Here is a 20,867-nt window from a genome sequence, read left to right on the forward strand (position 1 = left end):
GCTACTTCACCGGGGTCAGGCAGAGCGTGTACTTCGTCGAACCCTTTTGGTAGACGTACGACGCCTCCGCGCTCTCGCCGCACTGGCTGTCATCGGTCGAGTCGTCGATCTTGTCGACGATCTTGTACTCGGCCTCCGAGGAGGTGCAGTCGACGACCTTCACGTCCGGTTTGACCGACGTGCCCTGGTTGACGACACAGGCGCCGATCTTGGCCTTCGACTCGGTCGAGTTCAGGTTCGCGAACACGATCGCCGCGATCAGCGCGACCGGCAGCAGCAGACCGAGGATCGCCGGGCGCTGGAACAGCGGTTTGCCCGGGTCCATCGGCCGGCCCTGGCCCGGCGTCGGCTCCGGAAGGCCCTTGAACTTCTGCATGGGGCCGATGTTCATCAGCATCGTGATCGGGTTGATGATCGACGACCCGATGCCCCACCAGCCCTGCCAGAGGCTCTTCGCGGTCATGTCGCGCACCGACGCGATCCCGCAGGTCCGGCAGAACGGACCCTGCAGCTTCAGGAACCGCATGATGATGATCAGGCCCTGGTGGCCGCGCACGGTGGCCTCGACCGCCGGGTAGCCGCCGCAGAAGCGGCACGCCATCTGGCCCTGCGGCGCCTGGCCCTGCTGGGGGTACGACTGGCCCTGCTGGTACTGCTGCTGGCCCTGGTACTGCGGGCCCGGGTACTGGCCCTGCGGCGGGTACTGCTGGCCGCCGTCCTGCGGGTACGTCTGGCCCGGCTGCTGGTAGTGCTGGCCGCCGTACTGCTGGTCCGCGTACTGCTGCTGACCGGGCTGACCTGGCTGCTGACCCGGCTGCTGAGGCTTGCCGGGCTGGTCGCTGTACTGCGGGAACTGCTGCGGTGGCGGACCGTAGCCGGCCGGCTCACCTGAGTACGGGTTCTGCGGCGGCTGGGGAGGGGATGTGGTCACGGATGGTTCCTGAGGCTGATCGAGGGGCGGTCGCGGGACACGTTGACCCACGGCACCTTACTCATCCAGGTGGTCCACCGCGGCATAGCGCCGCGTCAATTCCCGGCCAAGTCGCGCCAGCTCCGCCTGCACCGACGGCGGATCCACGACCTCGATCGACCCGCCCCAACCGGCGAGGTGCTGCGCGATCATCAACGGAGTGGGCGCGGTGACCTTGAGCCGGACCCGGTCTCCGTCGGTCCCGTCGACCTCACAGTTGCGGCCGAGCCGGTCCTGCATCACCCACACGAACCGCTCGTCCATCAGGACAGTTGCCGTCAGCCCCGATCGGCGTTCCTCCATCCGCTCGACGATCTCGGCCCACGCCGTCGACAGCTCGAACCCGTCCGGCCGCTCGAAGGTTTCGCCGGTCGCGTCGGCGCCGGCCACCCGATCGATGCGGAACGTCCGCTGGCCCTTCTCGGTCCACGCGATCAGGTACCAGACGTCGTCCTTGTCCACGAGACCGAGCGGATCCACCACCCGCTCCGACGTGGCCCGGCCGCGTCCCGAGTAGAGCAGTCGGACACGTTCCCGGCGTACGACGGCGTCCTGCAGGCGACGTACCAGCTCTGGCCGTTCCTTCACGTGCTCGCCCCAGCGGGCGGGGTCGATCACCACCGCCTCGGCCGCCGCCTGGGCGTGCTCGCGGAAGGTATCCGGCAGCGCCCGCACAAGCTTGCGGAGGGCGGCTTTCGCGTCGGGAGCGATGGACGCCGCAGGTCCGACGAGCAGGAACAACGCCTGCGCCTCGGTCGCCGTCAGCCCGCTCAGATCGGTCCGGGCACCGCCGACCAGCTGCCAGCCGCCGTTGCGCCCCGGCTGTGGATAGACCGGGATGCCGGCCGTCGACAGCGCCTCCAGGTCCCGGCGCGCGGTCGCCACCGAGATCTCCAGCTCCGCCGCGACGTCGGCCGCGGTCACCCGGCCCCGGGCCTGCATCAGCAACAGCACCGCCACCAACCGATCCGCCCGCATGACCCCGATCGTCGCAGACAAACCGCTCATCGTCTGAGCAGTTAAATCGGGTTACCCTCAGTTCCGGACGGCCTTCTTCCGGAATGGTGACTGATGGCGTACGACGTGAGCCCGACGGCGCGGACCCTGATGGTCCTGGAGCTGATCCAGAACAGTCCCGGCATCACCGCGGAGCAGTTGGGAGACAAGCTCGGGGTCTCCGAGCGTGCGGCCCGCCGGTACGTCGCGATCCTGCGCGAGGCCGACATCCCGATCGAGTCGGTCCGCGGACCCTACGGCGGCTACCGGGTCGGGCGGGGCCTGCGGCTGCCGCCGTTGATGTTCAGCCCGACCGAGGCGCTCGGCCTGGTGATGGCGGTCCTCGAAGGACCGCGCGGCGCCGCGGATCCGGTCGAGGACGCGCTCGGGAAGATCGTCCGGGTGCTGCCCGAGGCCGTTGCCCGGTCGACCGACGCGATCCGCCGGGTCTCCGCGCGCGGACCCGATCCCGGGGCCCGGACCCCTGATCCCGAGATCACCGCCGCCCTCGTCTCGCACAGCGCGGACTCGCGGCGCGTGACGATCCACTACCGCCGCCACGAGGACGAGTGGCCGATGGACGTCGACCCGTGGGCGGTCGTCGTACGCCGTGGCCGCTGGTACCTGCTGTGCTGGTCGCACGCCAAGGACGCCCGGCGCGTGCTCCGCGTCGACAAGATCACCAAGGTCGAGGCGCAGCCAGGGTCGTTCGTCGCACCCGCCGATCTCGACCCGCTGGCCGCCGTCGAGGAACACCTCGCGATGGGCTGGCGGTATCCGATCGAGGTCGAGATCGAGGCGCCGCTCGCCGACGCCGCCTGCTGGATCCCGCGCAGCATGGGCCGCCTGGAGCCCATCGACGAGAACCGCACCCGCCTCCTCGCCAGCACCGACGAACCCGACTGGTACGCCGGCAAACTCTCCGAGATCCGCGCCCCCTTCCGAATCATCGGCGGCCCCGAACTCCAATCCGCCTGCCAACTCGTAGCCCACCGCCTCCTCACCGCAAGCACCCCCGATTGATGCGCGCCTGGGGATCCGGCGACCGCGTGGCACTCCTCGTCCACGGCATGCTCGGCGCGGCCTCGCAGTACCACGAGGTCGGCCCCGCCCTTGCAGCCCGCGGGTACCGGGCGGTCGCGGTCGATCTGCCCGGTCACGGCGATGCGCCGCGGGATCCTGCGGCGACGATGGATCTCTTCGTCGACGCTGTCGTCTCTGTTGTCGATACGCCACCTGCGCTCGCCATCGGTCACTCGCTCGGGGCAATCGTGCTGTCCCACGCGCTGCCTCGGCTGCGGCCCGGTCGCGCGGTGTATGTCGACGTACCCCTCGCTGGCCCGTCCACGGACCCGCGGATGTCGGCTGCGGAGCTTCGCGAGCGCTTCACGGCCTCACGCGCCGCACGCACTGTGGAGCGGCTGGGTACCCGGCCAGATTGGTCTGCTGAAGATTGTCGAGTCGAGGCGGAGGCGGCGGTTCGGTTCGACGTCGACACCGCAGTTGCGCTCGAGCGCTCGTACGTCGGGCACGCGGTCGAGCGGCCTGCGGTGCCGTCGCTGGTAGTGCGGGCCGACCCGAGCCGTTACGTGTCGCCGGAGCGGGCCAGGGAGCTGGAGGAGATGGGATTCTGGGTCCGGTCGGTGCCGGGTGCGGGGCATTCGGTGTGGTACGGACACCTCGACGAGTTCATGGGAGTGCTGGACGAGTGGCTGGGGGCGGGATGAACGAGGTCGAGTTCTCGGGGGAGATCTGGTATTGGCGGGGGCCGGCGCCCTGGTACTTCATTACGGTCCCGGACGAGGAGAGTGCGTACTTCGAGGCGGAGTCGAACTTCGTCACGTACGGGTGGGGGATGATCCCGGTGACCGCGGAGATCGGCGCGAGCGTCTGGGACACGTCGATGTTCCCGAAGGACGGGCGGTACATCCTGCCGGTGAAGGCGTCCGTACGGCGGGCCGAGGACCTCGACGACGGCGACGTACCGACCGTCCGGCTGCGATTGCGGAGCTGGACGAAGGCATGACGAAAACTGTCGGCGGACGGGTCTAGCGTTCGCCGTACACGTTTGAGAGGGAGGTGCCGGGATGTGCACGCTGTCCGACCGGCCGCACACGGCCGTGCTCGTGGTCGACGTCCAGAACGGTGTTGTCGGGGAGGCGTACGAGCGCGATCGCGTCGTCGCCAACATCAGCACGCTCGTCGGCAAGGCCCGGGCCGGGGGAGTCCCGGTCGTCTGGGTCCAGCACTCCAGCGAGGAACTCGTCAAGGACAGCGACCAGTGGCAACTGGTGCCCGAGCTGTCCCGCGACGGCTCGGAGCCGCTCGTCCACAAGACGTACGCCGACAGCTTCGAGGCCACCGACCTCGAGGACGTCCTCGCCCGCGCCGGCATCGGCCACCTGATCGTCAGCGGCGCGCAGACCGACGAGTGCATCCGCTCGACGATCCACGGCGCGATGGTCCGCGGGTACGACGTGACGCTGGTCGCCGACGCCCACACCACCGAGGACCTGAGCGAGTACGGCGCCCCCACCCCCGACAAGGTGATCGCCCACACCAACCTCTACTGGCAGTACCACCGCGCCCCGGGCCGAACCGCCGCCGTCCAGAAGACCGACGAACTCACCTTCTGACGACGTCCAGGACCTGAGTCAGCACCCGCACCCGCGGTACGTCGGCGCCCCTGTGCGCATCGTTCCGGTCAACCAGCACGGCCTGGATCCCGACTGCTCGTGCGCCGCGGATGTCGTTCTCCAGCGAGTCGCCGACCATCACGACGTCGTCGGCGGTGGATTCGAGGCGATCCAGCGCGTGGACGAACGCCCGCGGATCGGGCTTGCCCATCGGCAAGGTGTCGCCGGTGATCAGTTCGTCGATCTCGCCCGTCAGGCCCAGCCGGTCGAGCTTGAACCGCTGGTGATCGCCGTTCCCGTTCGTCAGCACCACGACGCCGAGCCCCGCGTCGCGCACGGCCCGCAGTCCCGGCACCGCGTCGTCGAAGACGGTCCAGCCGTCCTCGTACCGCCGTACATAGCCCTCGAACATGCTGTCCGCCTCGGCATCGCTCGCCTCGACCTCGAGGAACTCCCGCACTCGGCGTCGCCGCTGCTCGGCGAAAGTCAGCTCCCTGCGCTGGTAGCGCCGGTAGTGCTTCTCCGACACGACGGCCCACCGTGCGGCCACCTCCGGTCCGGTCACGCCGTACTCGGCAGCCCACCCGACCACTGCCGCGGCGGCCGCCGACTGCTGGTCGACCAGCGTGCCGTCGAGGTCGAACAGCACGCTCTTCAGCATCCGCGCCACGTCTCCAAGGACGGAAGGATCACGCGGAGGTCGGGGCCGGTGTGCCGCATTGCACTGATCCTCTCGTTCGGACTGCGCGATCGTATGTCAGTGCGCGGCTGACTGCTGCAGGGCGTTGACGAGTGCGGCGACGGGCGGTGGATCGGGCGGTTCGCCGTACGTCGCGGCGTACACGTGACGTCGTGAGCCCGGCAGCTCGCTGGCGGTGATGCCGGCGACGTGGTGGGTGCGCAGCGCGAGGCCCGGCATCGTCGTCACACCGAGTCCGGCCGCCACCAGCGCTTGCATGACGACCATATCGTCCGACGTGTAACCGATCCTGGGCTCGTAGCCCTCCGCGGCACACAGCGCGATCAGGTGGCTTCGGCAACGATCGCATCCGGCGATCCAGGTCGCGTCGCGCAGGTCGGCCACCGTGGCCGGTCCGTCTGACAGCACATACAGCGGATCGTCGACCAGGTGATGCAGTCGTACGCCGTGTGGCTCGGGCTCGGTCTCGTCGTACCGGAACACGATCGCGACGTCGACCTTCCCCGTGCGGAGCAGCTCGAACGCCTCTGGCGGATGGGTGTCGACGAGGCTGACCTCGAGCCCGGGATGCTTCTCGGCCAGCGCAGTCATGGCCGCCGGAACGAGCGCGCCGATCGCCGACGAGAAGCCCGCCAGCCGGATCCGGCCCGCGCTCAGGCCGATGTGCGCCGCCAGCTCGGCGTCCACGGCGTCGATCCGGCCGATGATCTCCGCCGCCCGGGCCGCGAGCAGCCGCCCGGCCTCGGTCAACCGGATCCCGCGGCCGACCCGTTGCAGCAGTTGCGCGCCGGTCTCGGCTTCCAGGCGCCCGAGGTGGTGCGTCACGGACGGCTGGGAGTAGTGCAGCTCGCGCGCGGCAGCAGTCACCGAGCCGTGGCGTGCTACCGCGTCGATCACCCGCAACCTCGTGACATCGAGCATGTATCAACTCTATCTATCAATGAGGACAAAACTTGGCATTAGACGTTATGGGTTGACCCGGCGCACTCTCAAGACATGACCACTACAGCAGCCGAAACCAGCGAACTCACCGCCCTGATCAGCAGCGTCCGGGACGCCATCGGCCGGCACTCCGACTGGAACCAGACCGCTCAACACGTCGGCGCCGGGCTGCGCAGCAACTTTCCGAGCCCCGACGTACTGACCGCCGAGCAGCGCCTCGGATCGCCCGACAGCTACCAGAGTCACACACTGCACGTCGAGCCGGACGGTTCGTTCTCGATCATCGCCGTGGTGTGGCGGCCCGGGCAGCTGACGCGGATCCACGACCATGTGACGTGGTGCGTGGTCGGCGTACTCCAGGGCGTCGAGCACGAAGAGTTGTTCGACGCCGACCTGCGGCTGATCGGTGAGAGCGACAACCACGTCGGCGAGGTGAGCGCGTTCGCGCCGCCCGGCGACATCCACCGGGTCCACAACACCTTCGACGAGACCGCGATCTCGCTGCACATCTACGGCACCGACGTGACCCGGATCGGTTCAAGCGTCCGTCGGTACTACGACTGACGCCGGGCCGGCACGGCCTTCACGACCGCGCCGGCCGAGGCTGGAATCAGTCGACGAGCGAGTCGAGTACGGCGAGGTCCTCGGGGGAGAGGGTGAGGTCGGCGGCTCGGAGGTTCTCCTCCAGGTGTTGCGGGCTCGAGGTGCCCGGGATCGCGAGCACGTGATCGCCACGGCTCAGCGTCCACGCCAACCGCACCTGCGCAACCGTCGCCCCGTGGCGATCCGCAATCTCCTGAACCGGCCCAGAATCAGGCACCCCGCCGGCCTCCCGCGACTCCGCGGTGAGCGTGAAGAACGGGATGAACGCGATCCCCAGTTCACCGCACAACTGCAGGATCTCGTCGTTCACTCGCCCGAATCCCACGCTGTACCGGTTCTGGACCGCAACCACCGGCGCGATCTTCCGTGCCTCGTGGAGGTGCGAGACGCGCACGTTCGAGATACCCAGGTGCCGGATCATGCCCTTCTCCTGCAGCTCGGCCAGTACGCCGAAGTGCTCCGCAATCGACTCCAGCCCCATCTGCCGCAGGTAAACGAGGTCCAGCGAATCCACCCCGAGAACCCGGAGATCGCTCTCCACGAGTTCCCGCAACTGCTCCGGCCGCGCCAGCCCGTGTTCGGTCGGCCCGATCTTCGTCGCGAGCACGAATTCTTTCGGGTACGGCGCGAGCGCGCGACGGATCACCTCGTTCGCCCATCCCAGGCTCTCGAACCGTGTCTCGCCGGCCTGCCCGTGACTCGGGTAGAACGCCGCGGTGTCGACGTGATTCACCCCGAGCTCCACGACTCGCCGCAGCAGTGCGATCGCCCGGTCCTGGACGTCGGCGCCGCCGCCGTCGCCACCCGCGAGCCGCTTCGCGCCGAATCCGATCCGCCGGACCGCCACGTCTCCGAGCGTCCAGAATTCGCCGGACTTGCTTTCCGCAATTTGCGGTGATAGGTTAATCAGTAGGGACGCATTCTCCTGTGAATTCTGCATTCGGCCAGGATAAATCTTTCCAAGTAATTCGTCCACCTTTTCCCGGATATTTCTTGCGCTACTCTCGTGCGCGTGGGACTCACCGACCGACAGCAACAGCTCCTCGACATGTGGCTACCGTCGGCGGCGATCGTGCGCGACCACAGCTGGGGCCTCATCGGCACGCTCGTCCTGGAGCTCGAGCACCACGCCGAGCGCTACATCGCGAAGGCCGGTGACCACACCGACCATCACCTCGCCCGCGAGATCCGTGCCCACCGCAACTGGTTGCAGCCGTGGACCACGCGGGGCAGAGCGGCCGAGCTGATCAACGCGGACGAGGACGCCAAGCTCCTCGTGACCCGTTTCCTGCCCGGTCAGCTCGTCGAAGGCACGCCGTACGAATGGGCTTCGAACACTTATCACCAGGCGGGCGAACTGCTCGCGGCATTTCACCGGCAATCCGCCGTACCGGACGACAGCTATGAGTCGCGCGAGAACGAGCGCACGCTCGCAGGACTCGACAAACCGCACCGGATCGCACCGGACCTCGCCGACCTTCTCCGGGCAACGATCAAGGGCTGGCCGACACCGCCCGCGACGCTCGTGCCGACACACGGCGACTGGCAGCCTCGCAACTGGCTCATCGACAACGGCACGGTTCGCATCATCGACTTCGGGCGGGCGGCTCTGCGCCCGGCGTACACCGACCTCGTCCGACTGGCCGCGCAGCAGTTCCGCTCCGAGCCGAGCCTGGAGCCGGCGTTCATCACCGGCTACGGTTCGGACCCGCGCGAACCGGCGGCCTGGCAGCGCGCCCGGCTCCGGGAGGCGATCAGTACGGCGGTGTGGGCGCACCAGGTCGGCGACGAATCCTTCGAGCAGCAAGGACATCGAATGATCGCCGAGGCCGTCGCCGAAATTGGGTTGTGAGCTCACGGAGCACGCTGCCATCGTCACGCCATGTCCAGCGAACTCCTGCGCGAAGCGCTCACCCTTGACCGTTATCCACGATCGAACACCTACGACCAGCAATGGGTCGTCGACAATCTGATGGGCCCGCATCCGCTGTGGAGCGCCGAAAGTCTGCTGCAGGCGATGCCGCTGCAGCCTGGCATGCGAGTCCTCGACCTCGGCTGCGGTACGGCGCTGACGTCGATCTTCCTGGCCCGCGAATGCAATGTCGAGGTGTGGGCGACGGACCTTTGGGTCGACCCCAGCGAGAACTGGCAGCGTGTTCAGGACGCCGGCGTGGCGGGCCGGGTGCATCCGATCCGGTCCGACGCCCGCAAACTCCCGTTCGCGCACGGGTTCTTCGACGCGGTCGTCAGCATCGGCGCGTACAACTACTTCGGCACCGGCGTCGACTACCTCCCGTACCTCTCCGACTTCGTCCGCCCGAACGGGATGCTCGGCATCATCGCCCCAGGCATCCGGACCGCTCCCGACTTCACCCCGCCCCCGTACGTCGCGGATCGCTGGGGTCCGGACCTCTGCACCTGGCTGCCGCCCGACTGGTGGCGGCTCCTCTGGGAACGCACCGGCCTGGTCACCGTCGAGACCGCCGATTTCGTACCGAACGGCTGGGCCGACTGGCTCCTCTGGTTGCAGACGTGCGCACAGGTAGGCCGCGGATACGAACCCGACGAACACCTATTAGAAGCCGACCAAGGAAACCTGCTCGGCCTAACCCGCGTCGTCGCCCACCTGAAGTAGACGCGTCAATCGCTGCTGTAGTTCAGCCGGGTAAATCCCGAATTCTTCCAGGTCCGCCGCGTCGGCCCATCGCAGTTCGAAATGATTCGTCGCAGAATGCTCGACCGCTTCATCACCTGACAGTTCTGGTACGCCGTTCACGTCGCTGACCAGGAAGTAGTACGCCGGCCGCCCGTTGTGCGTGCCGGTCCACAGCAACCGTTCCACGGTGCCGGTGAGTGTCGTCTCCTCCTCGAGCTCCCGAAGCGCAGCACCCGCCGCCGACTCACCCACCTCCACATGCCCGCCGGGCAGAACGGCGTACCGATGCCCCGCGCACCGAGGCCCCGGCACGTCGCCGTACTCGCACATCACACACTCGGCCGACGCCCCCTGCCGCAGATACCGCTTCACAACCAGAACTCTGCCCGCCTCAACCACAACCGCCGCCCCACGCGGAATCCTCGCACTCATACCACCGAGTCTCCCCGCCCTCACCGACAAACCCGCGCCGCCGCCAACCGCATCGCCGCCCATCCGGGATCCTGGGACAGGTAATGGTGGGTCGGCACCTGGTATTGCCTGTCTCCTGTCCCCAGCGCCTGTTCCCAGTGCCGGTCCGCGGCCACCACCGCGTCGCAAGAGTCGGATATTCGGTCGCCGGAGTGCCCGCTTCGTGGTGGGGTCGGGGGTGTTGTTGTCGATCGTGGAAGGATTTGTTGATGCCCAGTGCGCAGATCGAGGTTCGTCGTGAGTACTCCGAGGCCGATGAGGCAGGTCTGATCGAGGCGGTGCATGGTGCGCTCGTGACGGCGTTCCAGATCCCGCCCCAGGACAAGGACGTGCGCCTGGTCGTCCACGCGCCGCACCGGTTCGCGTGCTCGCCCCGGCTGACCGAGCCCGAGTTCTTCACGCTCGTCACCGTCGACTGTTTCGCCGGCCGCTCGATCGACGCCAAGCGCAAGCTCTACACCGAGATCGTCGGCAACCTGAAGCCGTTCGGCATCCCCGCGGACCACGTGACGATCCTCGTCCGGGACCACCCCACCTCGAACTGGGGCATCCGCGGCGGCCAGGCCGCCTCCGACCTGGACCTCGGCTTCAACGTCAACGTCTGACGTGCCACTCCGCTCGGCCCGGCACCTGACGTCGGTCTTCCTCGTGCGCGAGGGGCGCGTCCTGCTCCTCTACCGTCGCGGATCCCGCGCGATCGCGGACTCCTGGGTCGGGATCGGCGGTCACCTCGAGCCGCACGAGCTGACCGACCCGACAGCGGCCGCCCTCCGGGAACTCGAAGAGGAGATCGGGGTCACGGCCGATCAACTGACCGACCTCGCGCTGCGATATGTCGCCGTACGCGACACCGGCGACGAGGTGCGTACGACGTACTACTTCACCGCAAACCTCCGCCCTACGGCGCCGTTGCCGACGGCATGCACCGAGGGCGATCTGCGGTGGTTCGATCTGACGATGGACCCGACGACGCTCGACATGCCGCCGACCGCGCGTATCGCCTTCGCGCATTGGCTGGCCGGCGGACGTCACGACGAGCAGCTTCGGTTCATCACCGTCGACGCCGACGGCCGTGAGACAGGCCCGTTGTGATGATCACCGTGCAGTTCCATCCCAACTGGCCGCACGGTGCGCGGACGGTGATCGAGTCGCTGGCCGCGGACGGGGTTTACCGCTCGCAGTTCGCAACGGGCATCTCCAACGGCGGACTGACGGCGTTCCGCGGGGGAGACCGGTGGGGGTGGGAGAGCCGGTTGTTCTCCGGGCGGTACGACGACCGACCGGAGCTGGATCGCCCTGTCTACGGGGTGTGGAACCGGCGGCGTGACGTGTACGGCGGAGCGATCCGCTTCGGGTCGTCGTACCTCCGTCTGAAGCCCGGCACGATCGAGCGGGCGACGTTCTGCTTCCCGGACTCCGCGCGCGATCCGGCTGATTTCGGCGACCGCAGCGTCCTGCCCCAGCTGTGTCAGCTGGCCGACGCGGCGCGCTTCGACGACCTGGACGATTACGTCGAAGCACAGGTCCACGGACCGGTCCGCATCAGAACCGACGTCGAAGCGGTGGTCCTGGATCCGTCGTTCATCGGCACACCCGTCGAGGACGCCGCCCGCGAGCTCGGTTGCGCGATCGAGTACCACCCGGGCTTTCGCGCGGCGCCGGCTACCTTCGACCCGGCGTACCGCGGCCCCGAGATCGTCGACCTCGCCCGCAAGCTCGGCCCCGAACTCACCCCCGACCTGCTCGGTAAAGCGGCCGGCGCGCATCCGGCGCAGTCCATCAAGTACGTCTGGCACTACCTCGCGCGCTACGGTCGTCAGCCGGCCAACTGATCGCGTCGGCGGCTCAGGTACGCCACCTCAGCAGTGTTCTCGGCCAGCTCGATCGCTGCGTCGTACGCGGCCCGCGACTCCTGGCTGCGGCCCACCCGTCGCAGCAGGTCAGCGCGCGCGGCGTGATACGCGTGGTACCCGGACAGCTTGTCGCCCAGCCGATCGATCGTCGCCAGCGCAACCTCCGGACCGTCGACCTCGGCGACCGCGATCGCGCGGTTGAGCGCCACGATCGGTGAGCGATCGACCCGGACGAGCTGGTCGTACAGCGCCACGACCTGCGACCAGTCGGTGTCCGCCGCGTCGCGCGCCGACGTGTGTACGGCGTTGATCGCAGCGAGGATCTGGTAGCGGCCCGGAGGCAGCCGCGTCGCGAGACGCTCGCGGACGAGACGATGGCCCTCGGCAACCAATGCCCGGTCCCAGGCGCCACGGTCCTGGTCGCGCAATGAGATCAGTTCGCCGCTCGCCGACACTCGTGCGGTACGGCGGGCCTCGGTGAGGAGCATCAGTGCGAGCAGACCGGCGACCTCGCCGTCCTCGGGCAGCAGCGCCCGGATCAAGCGGGTGAGCCGAATCGCCTCGGCGGTCAGCTCGTGACGGATGGGATCCGTGTCGGGGCCGGTCGCCAGGTAGCCCTCGTTGAAGACGAGAAACAGCACCGAGAGTACGCCGGACACGCGTCCCGGAAGGTCTTCCGCGGACGGGACCCGGTACGGGATCTTGGCGGCTTTGATCTTCGCCTTCGCGCGGGTGATCCGCTGACCCATCGCGGTCTCCTGGACCAGGAACCCACGGGCGATCTCCGGCACGGTCAGGCCGCCGACCATCCGCAGCGTCAGCGCGACCCGGGTCTCCATCGCCAGCGCAGGGTGGCAACAGGTGAAGATCAGCCGGAGCCGCTCGTCGTCGATCACGCCGAGAGGCTCGGGCGGTTCGTCGTACGACATCTGAGCCTCCTTCTGCTTGTCGTCACGTTTGCTCTCGCGCCGGATCCGGTCGATCGCCTTGCGGTTGGCGGCGGTGGTCAGCCAGGCGCCGGGGTTGGGTGGTACGCCGTCCGCGGGCCAGCGCTCGACCGCCGTCGCGAACGCCTCGGCGGCCCCCTCCTCGGCGATGTCGAGGTCACCGAACCGCCTGGTCAGCGAGGCGACCACCCGCGCCCATTCCTCGTGGTGGACCCGGGTGATCGCTTCCTGGACGTCGCTCACAGGAACGGCCGCACCTCGAGCCGGCGGTTGCACGCCTTCGACGCCGCGGCGGCGAGTTTCAGCGCCACGTCGAGGTCCGGTGCCTCGAACACCCAGAAGCCGGCCACGTGCTCCTTCGACTCCAGGTACGGACCGTCGGTGAAGATCGGCTCGCCGTCACCCCGGGCGTCGATCACCGTCGCGTCGCTGGGGGCACTGAGCCCACCCGCGAACACCCAGTGCCCGCCCGCCACCAGCTGCTCGTTGAACGCGTCGATCGCCGCGTCCTCCTCCGGAGTCGACGACCCGGTCCGATTGTCAATCACAGAAATCAGATACTGCATCACACTCTCCAGTCCACTCTGCCGAACCCCGCCTACACCCACCCAACGAACCCAACCCCGCCATTCCTACACACCCCGCCAAGATTTCCTCAGCCTGTCACAGCTGGTGGAGGCGGACGTTTGCGTACGTCGGGGGCGTGCGGGTCAGGTCGAGAGCTTCGCCCGTTGCGGAAATGTACAGATCGGGACGGTGCCGGCGCACGCGGACGGTTCCACCGTGCCAATGGTCGAAGAGGTGTACGCCGTGCTCCTTACGCAGCCGGGCGGTCCCTTGGCGGACGCCGTTCGCCCGGACCGCGTAGTCCCGGTTCCACGGCCCGTCCGGCTTGGTCGGCCGGTCCGGCTTGGTCGGTGCCGCTTCCGGTACGTCGTTGCGATAGCGAACGTGCCCGTCGTCGACCGACTCGAGGTACGCCGGGCGTCCCGCGTCGTCGAGATCGCGGAACCGGAACCGCTTGTCATGCCCGATCATGAACTCGAGCGGACCGACGAATCGAACCGGATGCCGGGTATCGGCCTGGATCAGGACGCCCCGGTCTCCTTCCACCGCGAACGTCACCTGATCGGTACCGCTCCCGCTGTAGTTTCCCGCCAGACCTGCCAACGATCCGTTCGACACCTCCGGGGGAGCGGCAAGCTCTTGCGGAGGCCTGTGCGGGACAACCTCGCCGAAGATTTCGGCAGCGAGTTCCCATTGGAACGGGTGCGCAGTCGAGTTGGTCAGTACGACGACGCCGATCCCCGCCTCCGGCGCCCAGTACATGTCCGACAGGAACCCGAATCCGCCACCACCGTGCCCGCGCACAGGGATCCCGTTCGCGCGAGTGATAGCGAGACCGAGCCCGTACGCCCGCTCGCGGCCAGCCGATTCGTGCATCTCGGCAAGGACCGCACTGCCGGCCAACTGGAACTGCAGGAAACGGCACGCGTCGTTGACACTCGTGTACAGCCCGCCCGCGGCAACCATCGGGACCCGGACCGGAATCCGCGTGTAGCCCGTGGCATGCCCGATCGCCCGGTCCTGTTCTCGCTGGATCTCCGCCGCGTTGAACGTCGTACGCGTCAATCCCAGTGGCTCGAACACTGTCCGGCGTACGAAGCGGTCGAACGGCAGTCCGCTGCGCCGCTGCAGGATGTATCCGGCCAGATCGATCCCGAGATTCGAATACTGGAAGTGGTGACCGACGGGAAACCGCAACCACGTGTCACAGATGCTGCGGCAATGCGCCTCGAACGACTCACGGCCGACCAGATAGTTCGAACCGACCGGCGCCTCATGCGTGAATCCGGCGGTGTGATCGAGGAGATGCCGTAGCGTGATCAGGCGCTCAGGGCGAGCTTCGAAGGAACTGTTGAGACGAATCTCCGGCAGATACTCGACGATCGGAACGTCAAGGCCGACCAGACCGTCTTGAACTGCGAGGAGGACCGCCGTCGCGGTGTACATCTTCGAGCACGACTGGACGCCGAACATCGTCTCCGGAGTAACCGGCTCACCACCACCGGCCCGCGTACGCCCGAACCCGGCCGACCACAGCATCGAATTCCGGTCACAGATCCCCACCGCGATCCCCGGAACCCGATGCTGCTCCAACAACCCGGCCACACGCCGCTGCAGCACACGCTTGTTCAGCACGTCACGTTTCTACAGCCCACCAGGCCCACAGGACTATGGGTTCTGGGTTTCTCCGTGCCAGGTTTGCCAGAGGCGGCCGTAGACGTGGCCTGCGGTGACGAGTTCGTCGTGGGTGCCGAGTTCGACGAGTTCGCCGGCTTCCATGACCGCGATTCTGTCGGCGTCGTGGGCTGTCTGCAGGCGGTGGGCGATCGCGATCACGGTGCGGCCGTGGAGGACGCCGGCCAGCGATTGCTCGGTTCGCCGTGCCGTCTTCGGGTCGAGGAGGGCGGTCGCTTCGTCCAGGATCAGGGTGTGCGGATCGGCGAGGACGACCCGTGCCAGCGACAGTTGCTGGGCGCCGGCGTCGTCCAGTTCGGTGTCGTCGCCTACCTCGGTGTCCAGCCCGTGGGGCAGGTCCTCCCACCACGTGACTCCGACCGCGGCGAGCGCCGCGCGCAGCTCGTCGTCCGTCGCGTCCGGTTTGGCGATCAGCAGGTTGTCGCGCACGGTGTCGTGGAAGACGTGATGATCTTGGGTGATCAGTACGACGTGTTCACGAAGCTGATCGGGTGGCAGATCCGCAACCGGCGTACCGCCAATCGTCACCGACCCGGTGTGCGGGCGGTCGAGACCGGCGAGCAGACGCGCGAGGGTCGATTTTCCAGCTCCGGACGTGCCGACGATGGCCAGTCGCTCCCCGGGCTGCACCACGAGGTCGATTCCCTGAAGTACGTCGCGAGCGCCCGTGTAGCTGTAGTGGGCGTTGTCCACCCGGATCCGGTCGCCGTCAGCGTTTTGGACCGCGGGCGGCTCGGACTCCGTCGTACGGACATCCGCCAGGCCCTCGACCCGTGCGTACGAGGCACCGGCACCTTGTAGTTGCTCGATCCAGAGCATCAGCGTGTCGAGCGGGCCGACGAGCTGGCGAAGGTACACCGTGGCCGTCACCACGACTCCGAGACTGACCAGATCATTCGCGTACAGCGCGCCGCCGATCAGCAGGACACCGACTACGGGGAGCGCCAGCGACACCTCAGCCCACGGAAACAGGACCGTCCGCAGCCACAGTGCGCTCAGACGCGCGGAGCGGGCTCGGGTGACGGCGGCCTCCGTGGCCTCCGCCCGGCGGCGTTCCAATCCGAGAAGTTCGACCGTACGGGCGCCTTTGGCGGTGCTTGCGACGACATCGGCCATATCCGCACCAGTCGCCGCAACCGCCAGGTAAGCGGGCCGCGCGCGTCGTACGTACCAGCGCACTGCCGCTCCGACGCCGAGCAGGGACACCAGTCCGCACAGCCCGAGCCGCAGGTCCAGGACGAGCACCGCCACGATGAGGAACAGAGCGTGGACGAGCGCCACAAGAACCTCAGGCACGGCAGACCGCAAACTGAATGCCACCACCGAGGCATCAGTGCTGCCACGAGAGATCAGATCGCCGGCCGGAAGATGGTCCGCCACGCGTGGAGGCAACGCCAGTGTCCGCCGCAAGAACCGTTCCCGAACCCGCGCCGCCGTACGTTCGCCGAACCGGTAACCGATCTTGAGCGCCCACCACGCCAGCACCGTCCGCACGACCGTGAACACCAGAGCGCCGAAGGCAAGACGGTCGACCGTGGTGAGCACGTCCCCGGAACCCGACTGGATCGTGTCGATGATGCGGCCGAGCAACCACGGACCGATCAAACCTGCCGCGGAGGCGAGCCCGTTGACCACGACGAGGCCGACCACGGTACGCCGTTCCGCGCGGAGGTCACGTCGCGCCGCGGCCCGGACTTCGGCCGGCCCCGCGACCGGCAACTGACTGCTCATCGGTCGTCCTGCCCGCGGGAGACGAGCTCGCGATAGTACGAATCAGTGCGCAGAAGTTCCGCGTGTGTCCCGACCGATGACGTCTTGCCGTCGACCAGTACGACGACCTCGTCGGCGCGGTCCAGCACGAGCGGCGACGACGTCGTGATCACCGTTGTCGTGTCCCGCCGCGCCTCGCGGATCCGGTCGATCATGGCCGCCTCGGTGTTCGCGTCGACCGCGGACGTCGGTTCGACGGCGAGCAGGACGTCAGGTGCGGCATAGACAGCCCGGGCGAGCCGGATCCGCTGCCGTTGCCCGCCGGACAGATCACTCCCGCCGGCGGCGATCGTCGCGTCGAGGCCGCCGGGCAGCGCTTCGACGACGTCCTCGGCCACTGCAACTCGAAGAGCCGCGCGGATCCGGCTGTCGTCCGGCTCGAGACGGCCCGCGATCACCTCGCGAACCGTGCCTGCGAAGATCTCGGCATCGTTGTCGGCGACAACCAACCGGCGCCGGAGCTCTGCACGGGCGACGTCGTCGATCGGCACACCCGCCCACGTCGCCCTCGCGTCGTCGGTGCTCAGCCGGCCCAGCCGCTCGATCACCGACCTCGTCTCCGCCGGCCGGGCAGCGACCAAGGCCGTCAACGAGCCGGGACGAACGATCACTCCCGAGGCAGGGTCGGCCAACGGGCCGCAGCCGGTTGGGAGGACCTCGCCCTTTGGCTGGTTGTCGCGGATGGCGGGAAGGTTGAGCAGGTCGATGATGCGTTGCCCGGCCACCCGGGCGCGGGCGATGTCGCCACCACCCTCGATGAACGCGGACACGGGAACGACGAGTACGGCGACGTACCCGTAGACGGCGACAACCTCACCGATCGTGATGGATCCGGTGGCGGCCATCCGCGCCGACAACCACACGACCGCGGCGAGGAACAGCGCCGGCAAACCGGTCGACAACGCGCCGACCCAGCTCGCAGGCCCGGCGACGCGGTAGCCGTGTCCCACCAGCCCCTGGGACTGTTGCTCGTACCGCTCCGCGACGAAAGCCTTCCCGCCAAGGCCGTTGAGCACGCGAAGGCCGGCCAACACATCGACCAGGCGGGTCGTCAACCGTCCCTGGTGCACGCGGTACTCGCCACCGGTCCGTTCGATGCGCTGCAAGAACGGTCCTACTGCGACCGCAAGCAGCGGAACGCCGGCGAGCACGACTGCGGCCAGCAGTGGGGAAGTGGTGAACAGTACGACGGCAACCACGGCGTACGCGACGACCGCGCCGACGCCAGGACCGGCGACGGTCAGCGCCATCGCGACTGTGTACACATCGGCAATGCCGACTGTGACGACCTCTCCGGTGCTGACCCGCCCCGGCAACGAGGCCCCCAGGCGGGAGGTGTGTCCGACTGCGGCGCGGACTGCGCGGAACGATGCGTCCATGCGGACCTTGGTCATCGTCCGGTGCCGAGCGATACCCAGCAACGCATTCAGGACGGTGACGACCAGCAGGACCAATGCCCACCTGATGAGGGCGCGGGTATCGCCGGCCACGAGTCCTTCGTCAACTGCACGGGACAGCACCCAGGGAGGCACCGCGAGGCCAACCATCCAGAGACTGCCGAGCACTCCGCCCCACGCGATCCGTCGGGACTGCGACCGCGCGAGCCAGAAGAGGAAGCGGAACGGCCCGGCCAGATCGTTGGCGGTTGCCGGGTTCCCCGTCTCGCTCGTCCGGTCCAGCCACTCGCGGATGCGCGCCGTACGCCGCCGTGCACCGTCGCGCGTCATCGCATCACCATACCGTGGTTTGTGATCGCCTTCACAAGGGGGAGTGGCTATCCTCGGGTGGTGCGATCAGTCCAGCAGTACCGTGGCGACGACTTCTACTGCGATGTCGCGATTCCTGACCCGGGCAGCCTCGACGTGGTGCACGAGGACGAGTTGGTGCTGGCGTTCCATCACACGCGGCCGTTCTGGACGAACCACATCGTCATCGTGCCGAAACGGCACATTGCGTCGTTGACCACCGTGAGTGCGGCTGACGAGCACGTCGTACGGCGCTTGCTCGAGGTCGTGCAATCGATCGCCGCCGACACCGAGCGAACCACCGGCGCAGCCGCGGTCCTGACCAATCTAGGGGAATACCAAGATTCCAAGCACCTGCACGTCCACGTACACAGCGGCCCCCACCGCTGATCCCATTCAGGGGCGGGAAGCAACGATGTGCAGAAACAACGGAATCCGGTACCACTTGTCCCCGGGATCATCGGAGGCCTTTGCGGCAGCCTATACACCGCAAAAGCACGTGCGTGATGGCTCTGGGATGCGCTTGGATCGGATCGTGTTGATGAACCGAGTCACTGCGCCATGAAGTCTTACCCTCCCCTCGACGTACGGGTGAGCACGCCGACGCTGGAGCTACGCGGCGCCACGGACGAGCTGCTGGACCAACTCGCGGACGACGTACGCGCTGGCAAGACGCACGCCGACCCGCTGCCGTACGACGACCCGATGTCGCTCTACGAGCCCGATCCCGACCAACGGGTGGCCCAGTGGCTGCGTTCGATCTGGCGAGGCCGGGGGAGGGTCGAGCCCGACGCCTGGCGGCTGTACTTCGTGGTTGTCGTCGACGGCCGGCCCGTCGGCATGCAGGACCTGTGCGGGGTGAAGTTTTCTACCTTCGGGACCTTCACGACGTTCTCCTGGCTGTCTGCCGATCACCGCGGCCGCGGGCTCGGACGCGAGATGCGGTCAGCAATCCTGCACCTCGGATTCGACGGACTCGGAGCGAAGGAAGCGAGCAGCGACGCCTTCGTGGACAACCACAGCTCGAACGCGATCTCGAAGGCTCTCGGCTACGAGCCCAACGGTTCGGACTGGGACACCAGGCAAGGCGAACCAGCCCTCATCAACCGCTGGCGCCTGACCAGACAAGACTGGGAACCGCACCGCAGAACCGACATCCAACTCCACAACCTCGAAGCCTGCCGAACATTCTTGCCTTTGTCAGACGGTCACCGTTGTGTCTGAGCCGCCAGTTTCCGAGGTTGTCAGGCAGAACAGCGAGTACTGGGAACGGCTGGCACCACATCGTCACGGTGAGCCGGTCGAGTTCTTCTTGGGCGGTGGCAGTGCGCTGACGGACGACGAACTGGCCGCTGTCGGCGATGTGCGCGGTCGCCGGGTACTGCAGCTGGCATGTTCAGTTGGCGACGAGGCGTTGACGTTCGCACAGCTCGGCGCAGACGTCACCGCCGTGGATATCGCACCGTCACACCTGGCCACCGGCCGAGCGAAGGCCGAGGCGCTCGGGCTGGAGGTCACGTTCGTCCTGCAGGACATGATGACGGTGGATTCGGAGATCACCGGATTCGACGTCATCTACATTTCGTGGGGCGGCCTGTGCTGGGTTCCCACGCTCACCGAATGGACGCGATCGGTCGCCGGTCGACTCAATCCCGGCGGTGTCCTGGTGATCAGCGAACACCATCCGTTGTGGGAGATCCTGACGGTACGCGGAGCCAACGCATTGTCCGTCAACGGCGACTATTTCGGCGCCGACCGTGACGGCTACGCAGATCCGCTGAAAGCCCCGGAAATCACCCGGACGCTGGGTACGCCAGATGTTCCGCACCGAAGTTTCGTCTGGAGCATCAGCAGCATCGTCACCGCAGTTCTGACCGCTGGTCTGACCGTTCGTTCTCTGCAGGAGTTTCCGGTTCAGGAGATGTACCCAGGCCTGGGGGAGCAGGCCATGAGCATCCCGGCCACCTACCTACTGACCGCGAGTGGCGGAGGTCGTCATGCATAAGTTGGTCGTCCTGTATTCCGAGCCCGCCGACCCTGATCACTTCCGCGAGTACTACGTGACCACCCACCTTCCACTGGTCATGAAGATGCCCGGCCTGCTTGCGTGGCGCTACAGCTTCGACGTGGCGGCGACCAACGGAGAAACGCCGTATTTCGCGATCTTCGAAGGCGACTTCGCTGACGCCGCCGCCATGGCCGCGGCGCGGTCGTCGCCGCAGGGCCAGCGGGTGGCCGCCGATGTCGCCAACTACGCCACCGGCGGTGCGGTCGTCATCCACTATCCGGTGCAGGACGGCACCGGCTGACCCGCAC

At 67.7% G+C, this 20,867-nt stretch carries 25 protein-coding genes; 14 read left to right on the forward strand and 11 right to left on the reverse strand.

Going from position 1 to position 20,867, the window contains the following annotated elements; all coding sequences use genetic code 11:
• Position 1: 1 nt before the first annotated feature.
• Together EV647_RS33755 and EV647_RS33760 are read right to left on the reverse strand one after the other, a co-directional pair.
• Positions 2-931, reverse strand: a complete 930-nt coding sequence (locus EV647_RS33755; RefSeq protein ID WP_134010197.1) for a toxin-antitoxin system, toxin component — start codon at positions 929-931, stop codon at positions 2-4.
• Positions 932-988: 57 nt separating this feature from the next.
• Positions 989-1,969 carry a YafY family protein gene (locus tag EV647_RS33760; RefSeq protein ID WP_238177523.1) on the reverse strand — a complete coding sequence of 327 codons (981 nt, stop codon included), beginning with the start codon at positions 1,967-1,969 and terminating at the stop codon, positions 989-991.
• A 72-nt stretch (positions 1,970-2,041) separates the two neighbouring features.
• Between EV647_RS33760 and EV647_RS33765 the strand changes: the two genes are divergently transcribed.
• The 4 genes from EV647_RS33765 (at position 2,042) to EV647_RS33780 (ending at position 4,602) form a co-directional block, all read left to right on the forward strand.
• A complete protein-coding gene (locus EV647_RS33765) occupies positions 2,042-2,989 on the forward strand; it encodes a YafY family protein (protein WP_134010199.1) in 948 nt (315 codons plus the stop codon).
• Positions 2,989-3,693: an alpha/beta fold hydrolase gene (locus EV647_RS33770; RefSeq protein WP_134010201.1), complete on the forward strand. Its 705-nt coding sequence runs from the start codon at positions 2,989-2,991 to the stop codon at positions 3,691-3,693. Before EV647_RS33765 ends, EV647_RS33770 begins: the two co-directional genes overlap by 1 nt.
• Complete coding sequence (locus tag EV647_RS33775; protein WP_134010203.1) at positions 3,690-3,992, forward strand: DUF1905 domain-containing protein; 303 nt, start codon at positions 3,690-3,692, stop codon at positions 3,990-3,992. The genes EV647_RS33770 and EV647_RS33775 overlap by 4 nt, the downstream gene beginning before the upstream one ends.
• A 61-nt stretch (positions 3,993-4,053) precedes the next feature.
• Positions 4,054-4,602, forward strand: coding sequence for an isochorismatase family protein (locus EV647_RS33780; RefSeq protein WP_134010205.1), 549 nt, complete (start codon positions 4,054-4,056; stop codon positions 4,600-4,602).
• Here the strand turns inward: EV647_RS33780 and EV647_RS33785 are convergent.
• Together EV647_RS33785 and EV647_RS33790 are read right to left on the reverse strand one after the other, a co-directional pair.
• Positions 4,592-5,263 (reverse strand): HAD family hydrolase, encoded by a 672-nt coding sequence (locus EV647_RS33785; RefSeq protein WP_134010208.1) that lies wholly within the window; start codon positions 5,261-5,263, stop codon positions 4,592-4,594. The two genes, EV647_RS33780 and EV647_RS33785, sit on opposite strands and share 11 nt — an antisense overlap.
• A 96-nt stretch (positions 5,264-5,359) precedes the next feature.
• Complete coding sequence (locus tag EV647_RS33790; protein WP_134010210.1) at positions 5,360-6,223, reverse strand: LysR family transcriptional regulator; 864 nt, start codon at positions 6,221-6,223, stop codon at positions 5,360-5,362.
• A gap of 75 nt (positions 6,224-6,298) precedes the next feature.
• On the opposite strand from EV647_RS33790, the gene EV647_RS33795 reads away from it, so the two are divergent.
• A complete protein-coding gene (locus tag EV647_RS33795) occupies positions 6,299-6,808 on the forward strand; it encodes a cysteine dioxygenase family protein (RefSeq protein ID WP_134010212.1) in 510 nt (169 codons plus the stop codon).
• A 46-nt stretch (positions 6,809-6,854) separates the two neighbouring features.
• Here the strand turns inward: EV647_RS33795 and EV647_RS33800 are convergent, their stop codons facing one another.
• Positions 6,855-7,694: an aldo/keto reductase gene (locus tag EV647_RS33800; RefSeq protein ID WP_238177524.1), complete on the reverse strand. Its 840-nt coding sequence runs from the start codon at positions 7,692-7,694 to the stop codon at positions 6,855-6,857.
• A gap of 165 nt (positions 7,695-7,859) precedes the next feature.
• Between EV647_RS33800 and EV647_RS33805 the strand changes: the two genes are divergently transcribed.
• Positions 7,860-8,699, forward strand: a complete 840-nt coding sequence (locus EV647_RS33805) for a phosphotransferase (RefSeq protein ID WP_202876390.1) — start codon at positions 7,860-7,862, stop codon at positions 8,697-8,699.
• A 30-nt stretch (positions 8,700-8,729) separates the two neighbouring features.
• Positions 8,730-9,482: a cyclopropane-fatty-acyl-phospholipid synthase family protein gene (locus EV647_RS33810; RefSeq protein WP_134010216.1), complete on the forward strand. Its 753-nt coding sequence runs from the start codon at positions 8,730-8,732 to the stop codon at positions 9,480-9,482.
• Here EV647_RS33810 and EV647_RS33815 read toward each other — a convergent pair.
• Positions 9,453-9,998, reverse strand: coding sequence for an NUDIX domain-containing protein (locus EV647_RS33815; RefSeq protein WP_202876391.1), 546 nt, complete (start codon positions 9,996-9,998; stop codon positions 9,453-9,455). The genes EV647_RS33810 and EV647_RS33815 overlap by 30 nt on opposite strands.
• A 185-nt stretch (positions 9,999-10,183) precedes the next feature.
• Between EV647_RS33815 and EV647_RS33820 the strand changes: the two genes are divergently transcribed.
• Genes EV647_RS33820 through EV647_RS33830 form a run of 3 tightly spaced genes read left to right on the forward strand, consistent with a single transcriptional unit; the run spans position 10,184 to position 11,806 of the window.
• Positions 10,184-10,579, forward strand: coding sequence for a tautomerase family protein (locus tag EV647_RS33820; RefSeq protein ID WP_133790933.1), 396 nt, complete (start codon positions 10,184-10,186; stop codon positions 10,577-10,579).
• A 1-nt stretch (position 10,580) separates the two neighbouring features.
• Positions 10,581-11,066, forward strand: coding sequence for an NUDIX domain-containing protein (locus EV647_RS33825; RefSeq protein ID WP_134010220.1), 486 nt, complete (start codon positions 10,581-10,583; stop codon positions 11,064-11,066).
• Positions 11,066-11,806 (forward strand): DUF3626 domain-containing protein, encoded by a 741-nt coding sequence (locus tag EV647_RS33830; RefSeq protein ID WP_238177526.1) that lies wholly within the window; start codon positions 11,066-11,068, stop codon positions 11,804-11,806. Before EV647_RS33825 ends, EV647_RS33830 begins: the two co-directional genes overlap by 1 nt.
• Here EV647_RS33830 and EV647_RS33835 read toward each other — a convergent pair.
• From EV647_RS33835 to EV647_RS33855, 5 genes are all read right to left on the reverse strand, one after another.
• A complete protein-coding gene (locus EV647_RS33835; RefSeq protein ID WP_134010224.1) occupies positions 11,791-13,017 on the reverse strand; it encodes an RNA polymerase sigma factor in 1,227 nt (408 codons plus the stop codon). The two genes, EV647_RS33830 and EV647_RS33835, sit on opposite strands and share 16 nt — an antisense overlap.
• Positions 13,014-13,340, reverse strand: a complete 327-nt coding sequence (locus EV647_RS33840; protein WP_134010226.1) for a YciI family protein — start codon at positions 13,338-13,340, stop codon at positions 13,014-13,016. Before EV647_RS33840 ends, EV647_RS33835 begins: the two co-directional genes overlap by 4 nt.
• 97 nt (positions 13,341-13,437) lie before the next feature.
• Positions 13,438-14,976, reverse strand: coding sequence for a serine hydrolase (locus tag EV647_RS33845; protein ID WP_134010228.1), 1,539 nt, complete (start codon positions 14,974-14,976; stop codon positions 13,438-13,440).
• 33 nt (positions 14,977-15,009) lie between these two features.
• Positions 15,010-16,767 (reverse strand): ABC transporter ATP-binding protein, encoded by a 1,758-nt coding sequence (locus EV647_RS33850; RefSeq protein ID WP_134010230.1) that lies wholly within the window; start codon positions 16,765-16,767, stop codon positions 15,010-15,012.
• On the reverse strand, positions 16,764-18,533 hold the full coding sequence (locus EV647_RS33855) for an ABC transporter ATP-binding protein (protein WP_166680486.1): 1,770 nt from the start codon (positions 18,531-18,533) through the stop codon (positions 16,764-16,766). The genes EV647_RS33850 and EV647_RS33855 overlap by 4 nt, the downstream gene beginning before the upstream one ends.
• Positions 18,534-18,593: 60 nt before the next feature.
• On the opposite strand from EV647_RS33855, the gene EV647_RS33860 reads away from it, so the two are divergent.
• From EV647_RS33860 to EV647_RS33875, 4 genes are all read left to right on the forward strand, one after another.
• The gene (locus EV647_RS33860; protein ID WP_134010232.1) at positions 18,594-18,941 is read left to right on the forward strand and encodes an HIT domain-containing protein; all 348 of its coding nucleotides are present in this window, start codon (positions 18,594-18,596) and stop codon (positions 18,939-18,941) included.
• 171 nt (positions 18,942-19,112) lie between these two features.
• Positions 19,113-19,775 carry a GNAT family N-acetyltransferase gene (locus tag EV647_RS33865; protein WP_134010234.1) on the forward strand — a complete coding sequence of 221 codons (663 nt, stop codon included), beginning with the start codon at positions 19,113-19,115 and terminating at the stop codon, positions 19,773-19,775.
• Entirely contained in the window at positions 19,768-20,556 is a 789-nt protein-coding gene (locus EV647_RS33870; protein ID WP_134010236.1) for a class I SAM-dependent methyltransferase, read from the forward strand. Before EV647_RS33865 ends, EV647_RS33870 begins: the two co-directional genes overlap by 8 nt.
• Complete coding sequence (locus EV647_RS33875; protein WP_134010238.1) at positions 20,549-20,860, forward strand: EthD family reductase; 312 nt, start codon at positions 20,549-20,551, stop codon at positions 20,858-20,860. Before EV647_RS33870 ends, EV647_RS33875 begins: the two co-directional genes overlap by 8 nt.
• Positions 20,861-20,867: the final 7 nt, after the last annotated feature.

Source organism: Kribbella sp. VKM Ac-2566, assembly GCF_004366005.1.
GTDB classification, from domain to species: Bacteria; Actinomycetota; Actinomycetes; order Propionibacteriales; family Kribbellaceae; genus Kribbella; species Kribbella pratensis.

Bases quoted from the DNA above. Each gene is read 5' to 3' on its own strand.
- EV647_RS33855 (WP_166680486.1), bottom strand. From the start codon at position 18,533: ATGACGCGCGACGGTGCACGGCGGCGTACGGCGCGCATCCGCGAGTGG.
- EV647_RS33875 (WP_134010238.1), top strand. From the start codon at position 20,549: ATGCATAAGTTGGTCGTCCTGTATTCCGAGCCCGCCGACCCTGATCAC.
- EV647_RS33765 (WP_134010199.1), top strand. From the start codon at position 2,042: ATGGCGTACGACGTGAGCCCGACGGCGCGGACCCTGATGGTCCTGGAG.
- EV647_RS33840 (WP_134010226.1), bottom strand. From the start codon at position 13,340: ATGCAGTATCTGATTTCTGTGATTGACAATCGGACCGGGTCGTCGACT.
- EV647_RS33790 (WP_134010210.1), bottom strand. From the start codon at position 6,223: ATGCTCGATGTCACGAGGTTGCGGGTGATCGACGCGGTAGCACGCCAC.
- EV647_RS33830 (WP_238177526.1), top strand. From the start codon at position 11,066: ATGATCACCGTGCAGTTCCATCCCAACTGGCCGCACGGTGCGCGGACG.
- EV647_RS33775 (WP_134010203.1), top strand. From the start codon at position 3,690: ATGAACGAGGTCGAGTTCTCGGGGGAGATCTGGTATTGGCGGGGGCCG.
- EV647_RS33785 (WP_134010208.1), bottom strand. From the start codon at position 5,263: ATGCTGAAGAGCGTGCTGTTCGACCTCGACGGCACGCTGGTCGACCAG.
- EV647_RS33815 (WP_202876391.1), bottom strand. From the start codon at position 9,998: ATGGGCGGCGATGCGGTTGGCGGCGGCGCGGGTTTGTCGGTGAGGGCG.
- EV647_RS33865 (WP_134010234.1), top strand. From the start codon at position 19,113: ATGAAGTCTTACCCTCCCCTCGACGTACGGGTGAGCACGCCGACGCTG.
- EV647_RS33780 (WP_134010205.1), top strand. From the start codon at position 4,054: ATGTGCACGCTGTCCGACCGGCCGCACACGGCCGTGCTCGTGGTCGAC.
- EV647_RS33795 (WP_134010212.1), top strand. From the start codon at position 6,299: ATGACCACTACAGCAGCCGAAACCAGCGAACTCACCGCCCTGATCAGC.
- EV647_RS33770 (WP_134010201.1), top strand. From the start codon at position 2,989: ATGCGCGCCTGGGGATCCGGCGACCGCGTGGCACTCCTCGTCCACGGC.
- EV647_RS33850 (WP_134010230.1), bottom strand. From the start codon at position 16,767: ATGAGCAGTCAGTTGCCGGTCGCGGGGCCGGCCGAAGTCCGGGCCGCG.
- EV647_RS33820 (WP_133790933.1), top strand. From the start codon at position 10,184: ATGCCCAGTGCGCAGATCGAGGTTCGTCGTGAGTACTCCGAGGCCGAT.
- EV647_RS33810 (WP_134010216.1), top strand. From the start codon at position 8,730: ATGTCCAGCGAACTCCTGCGCGAAGCGCTCACCCTTGACCGTTATCCA.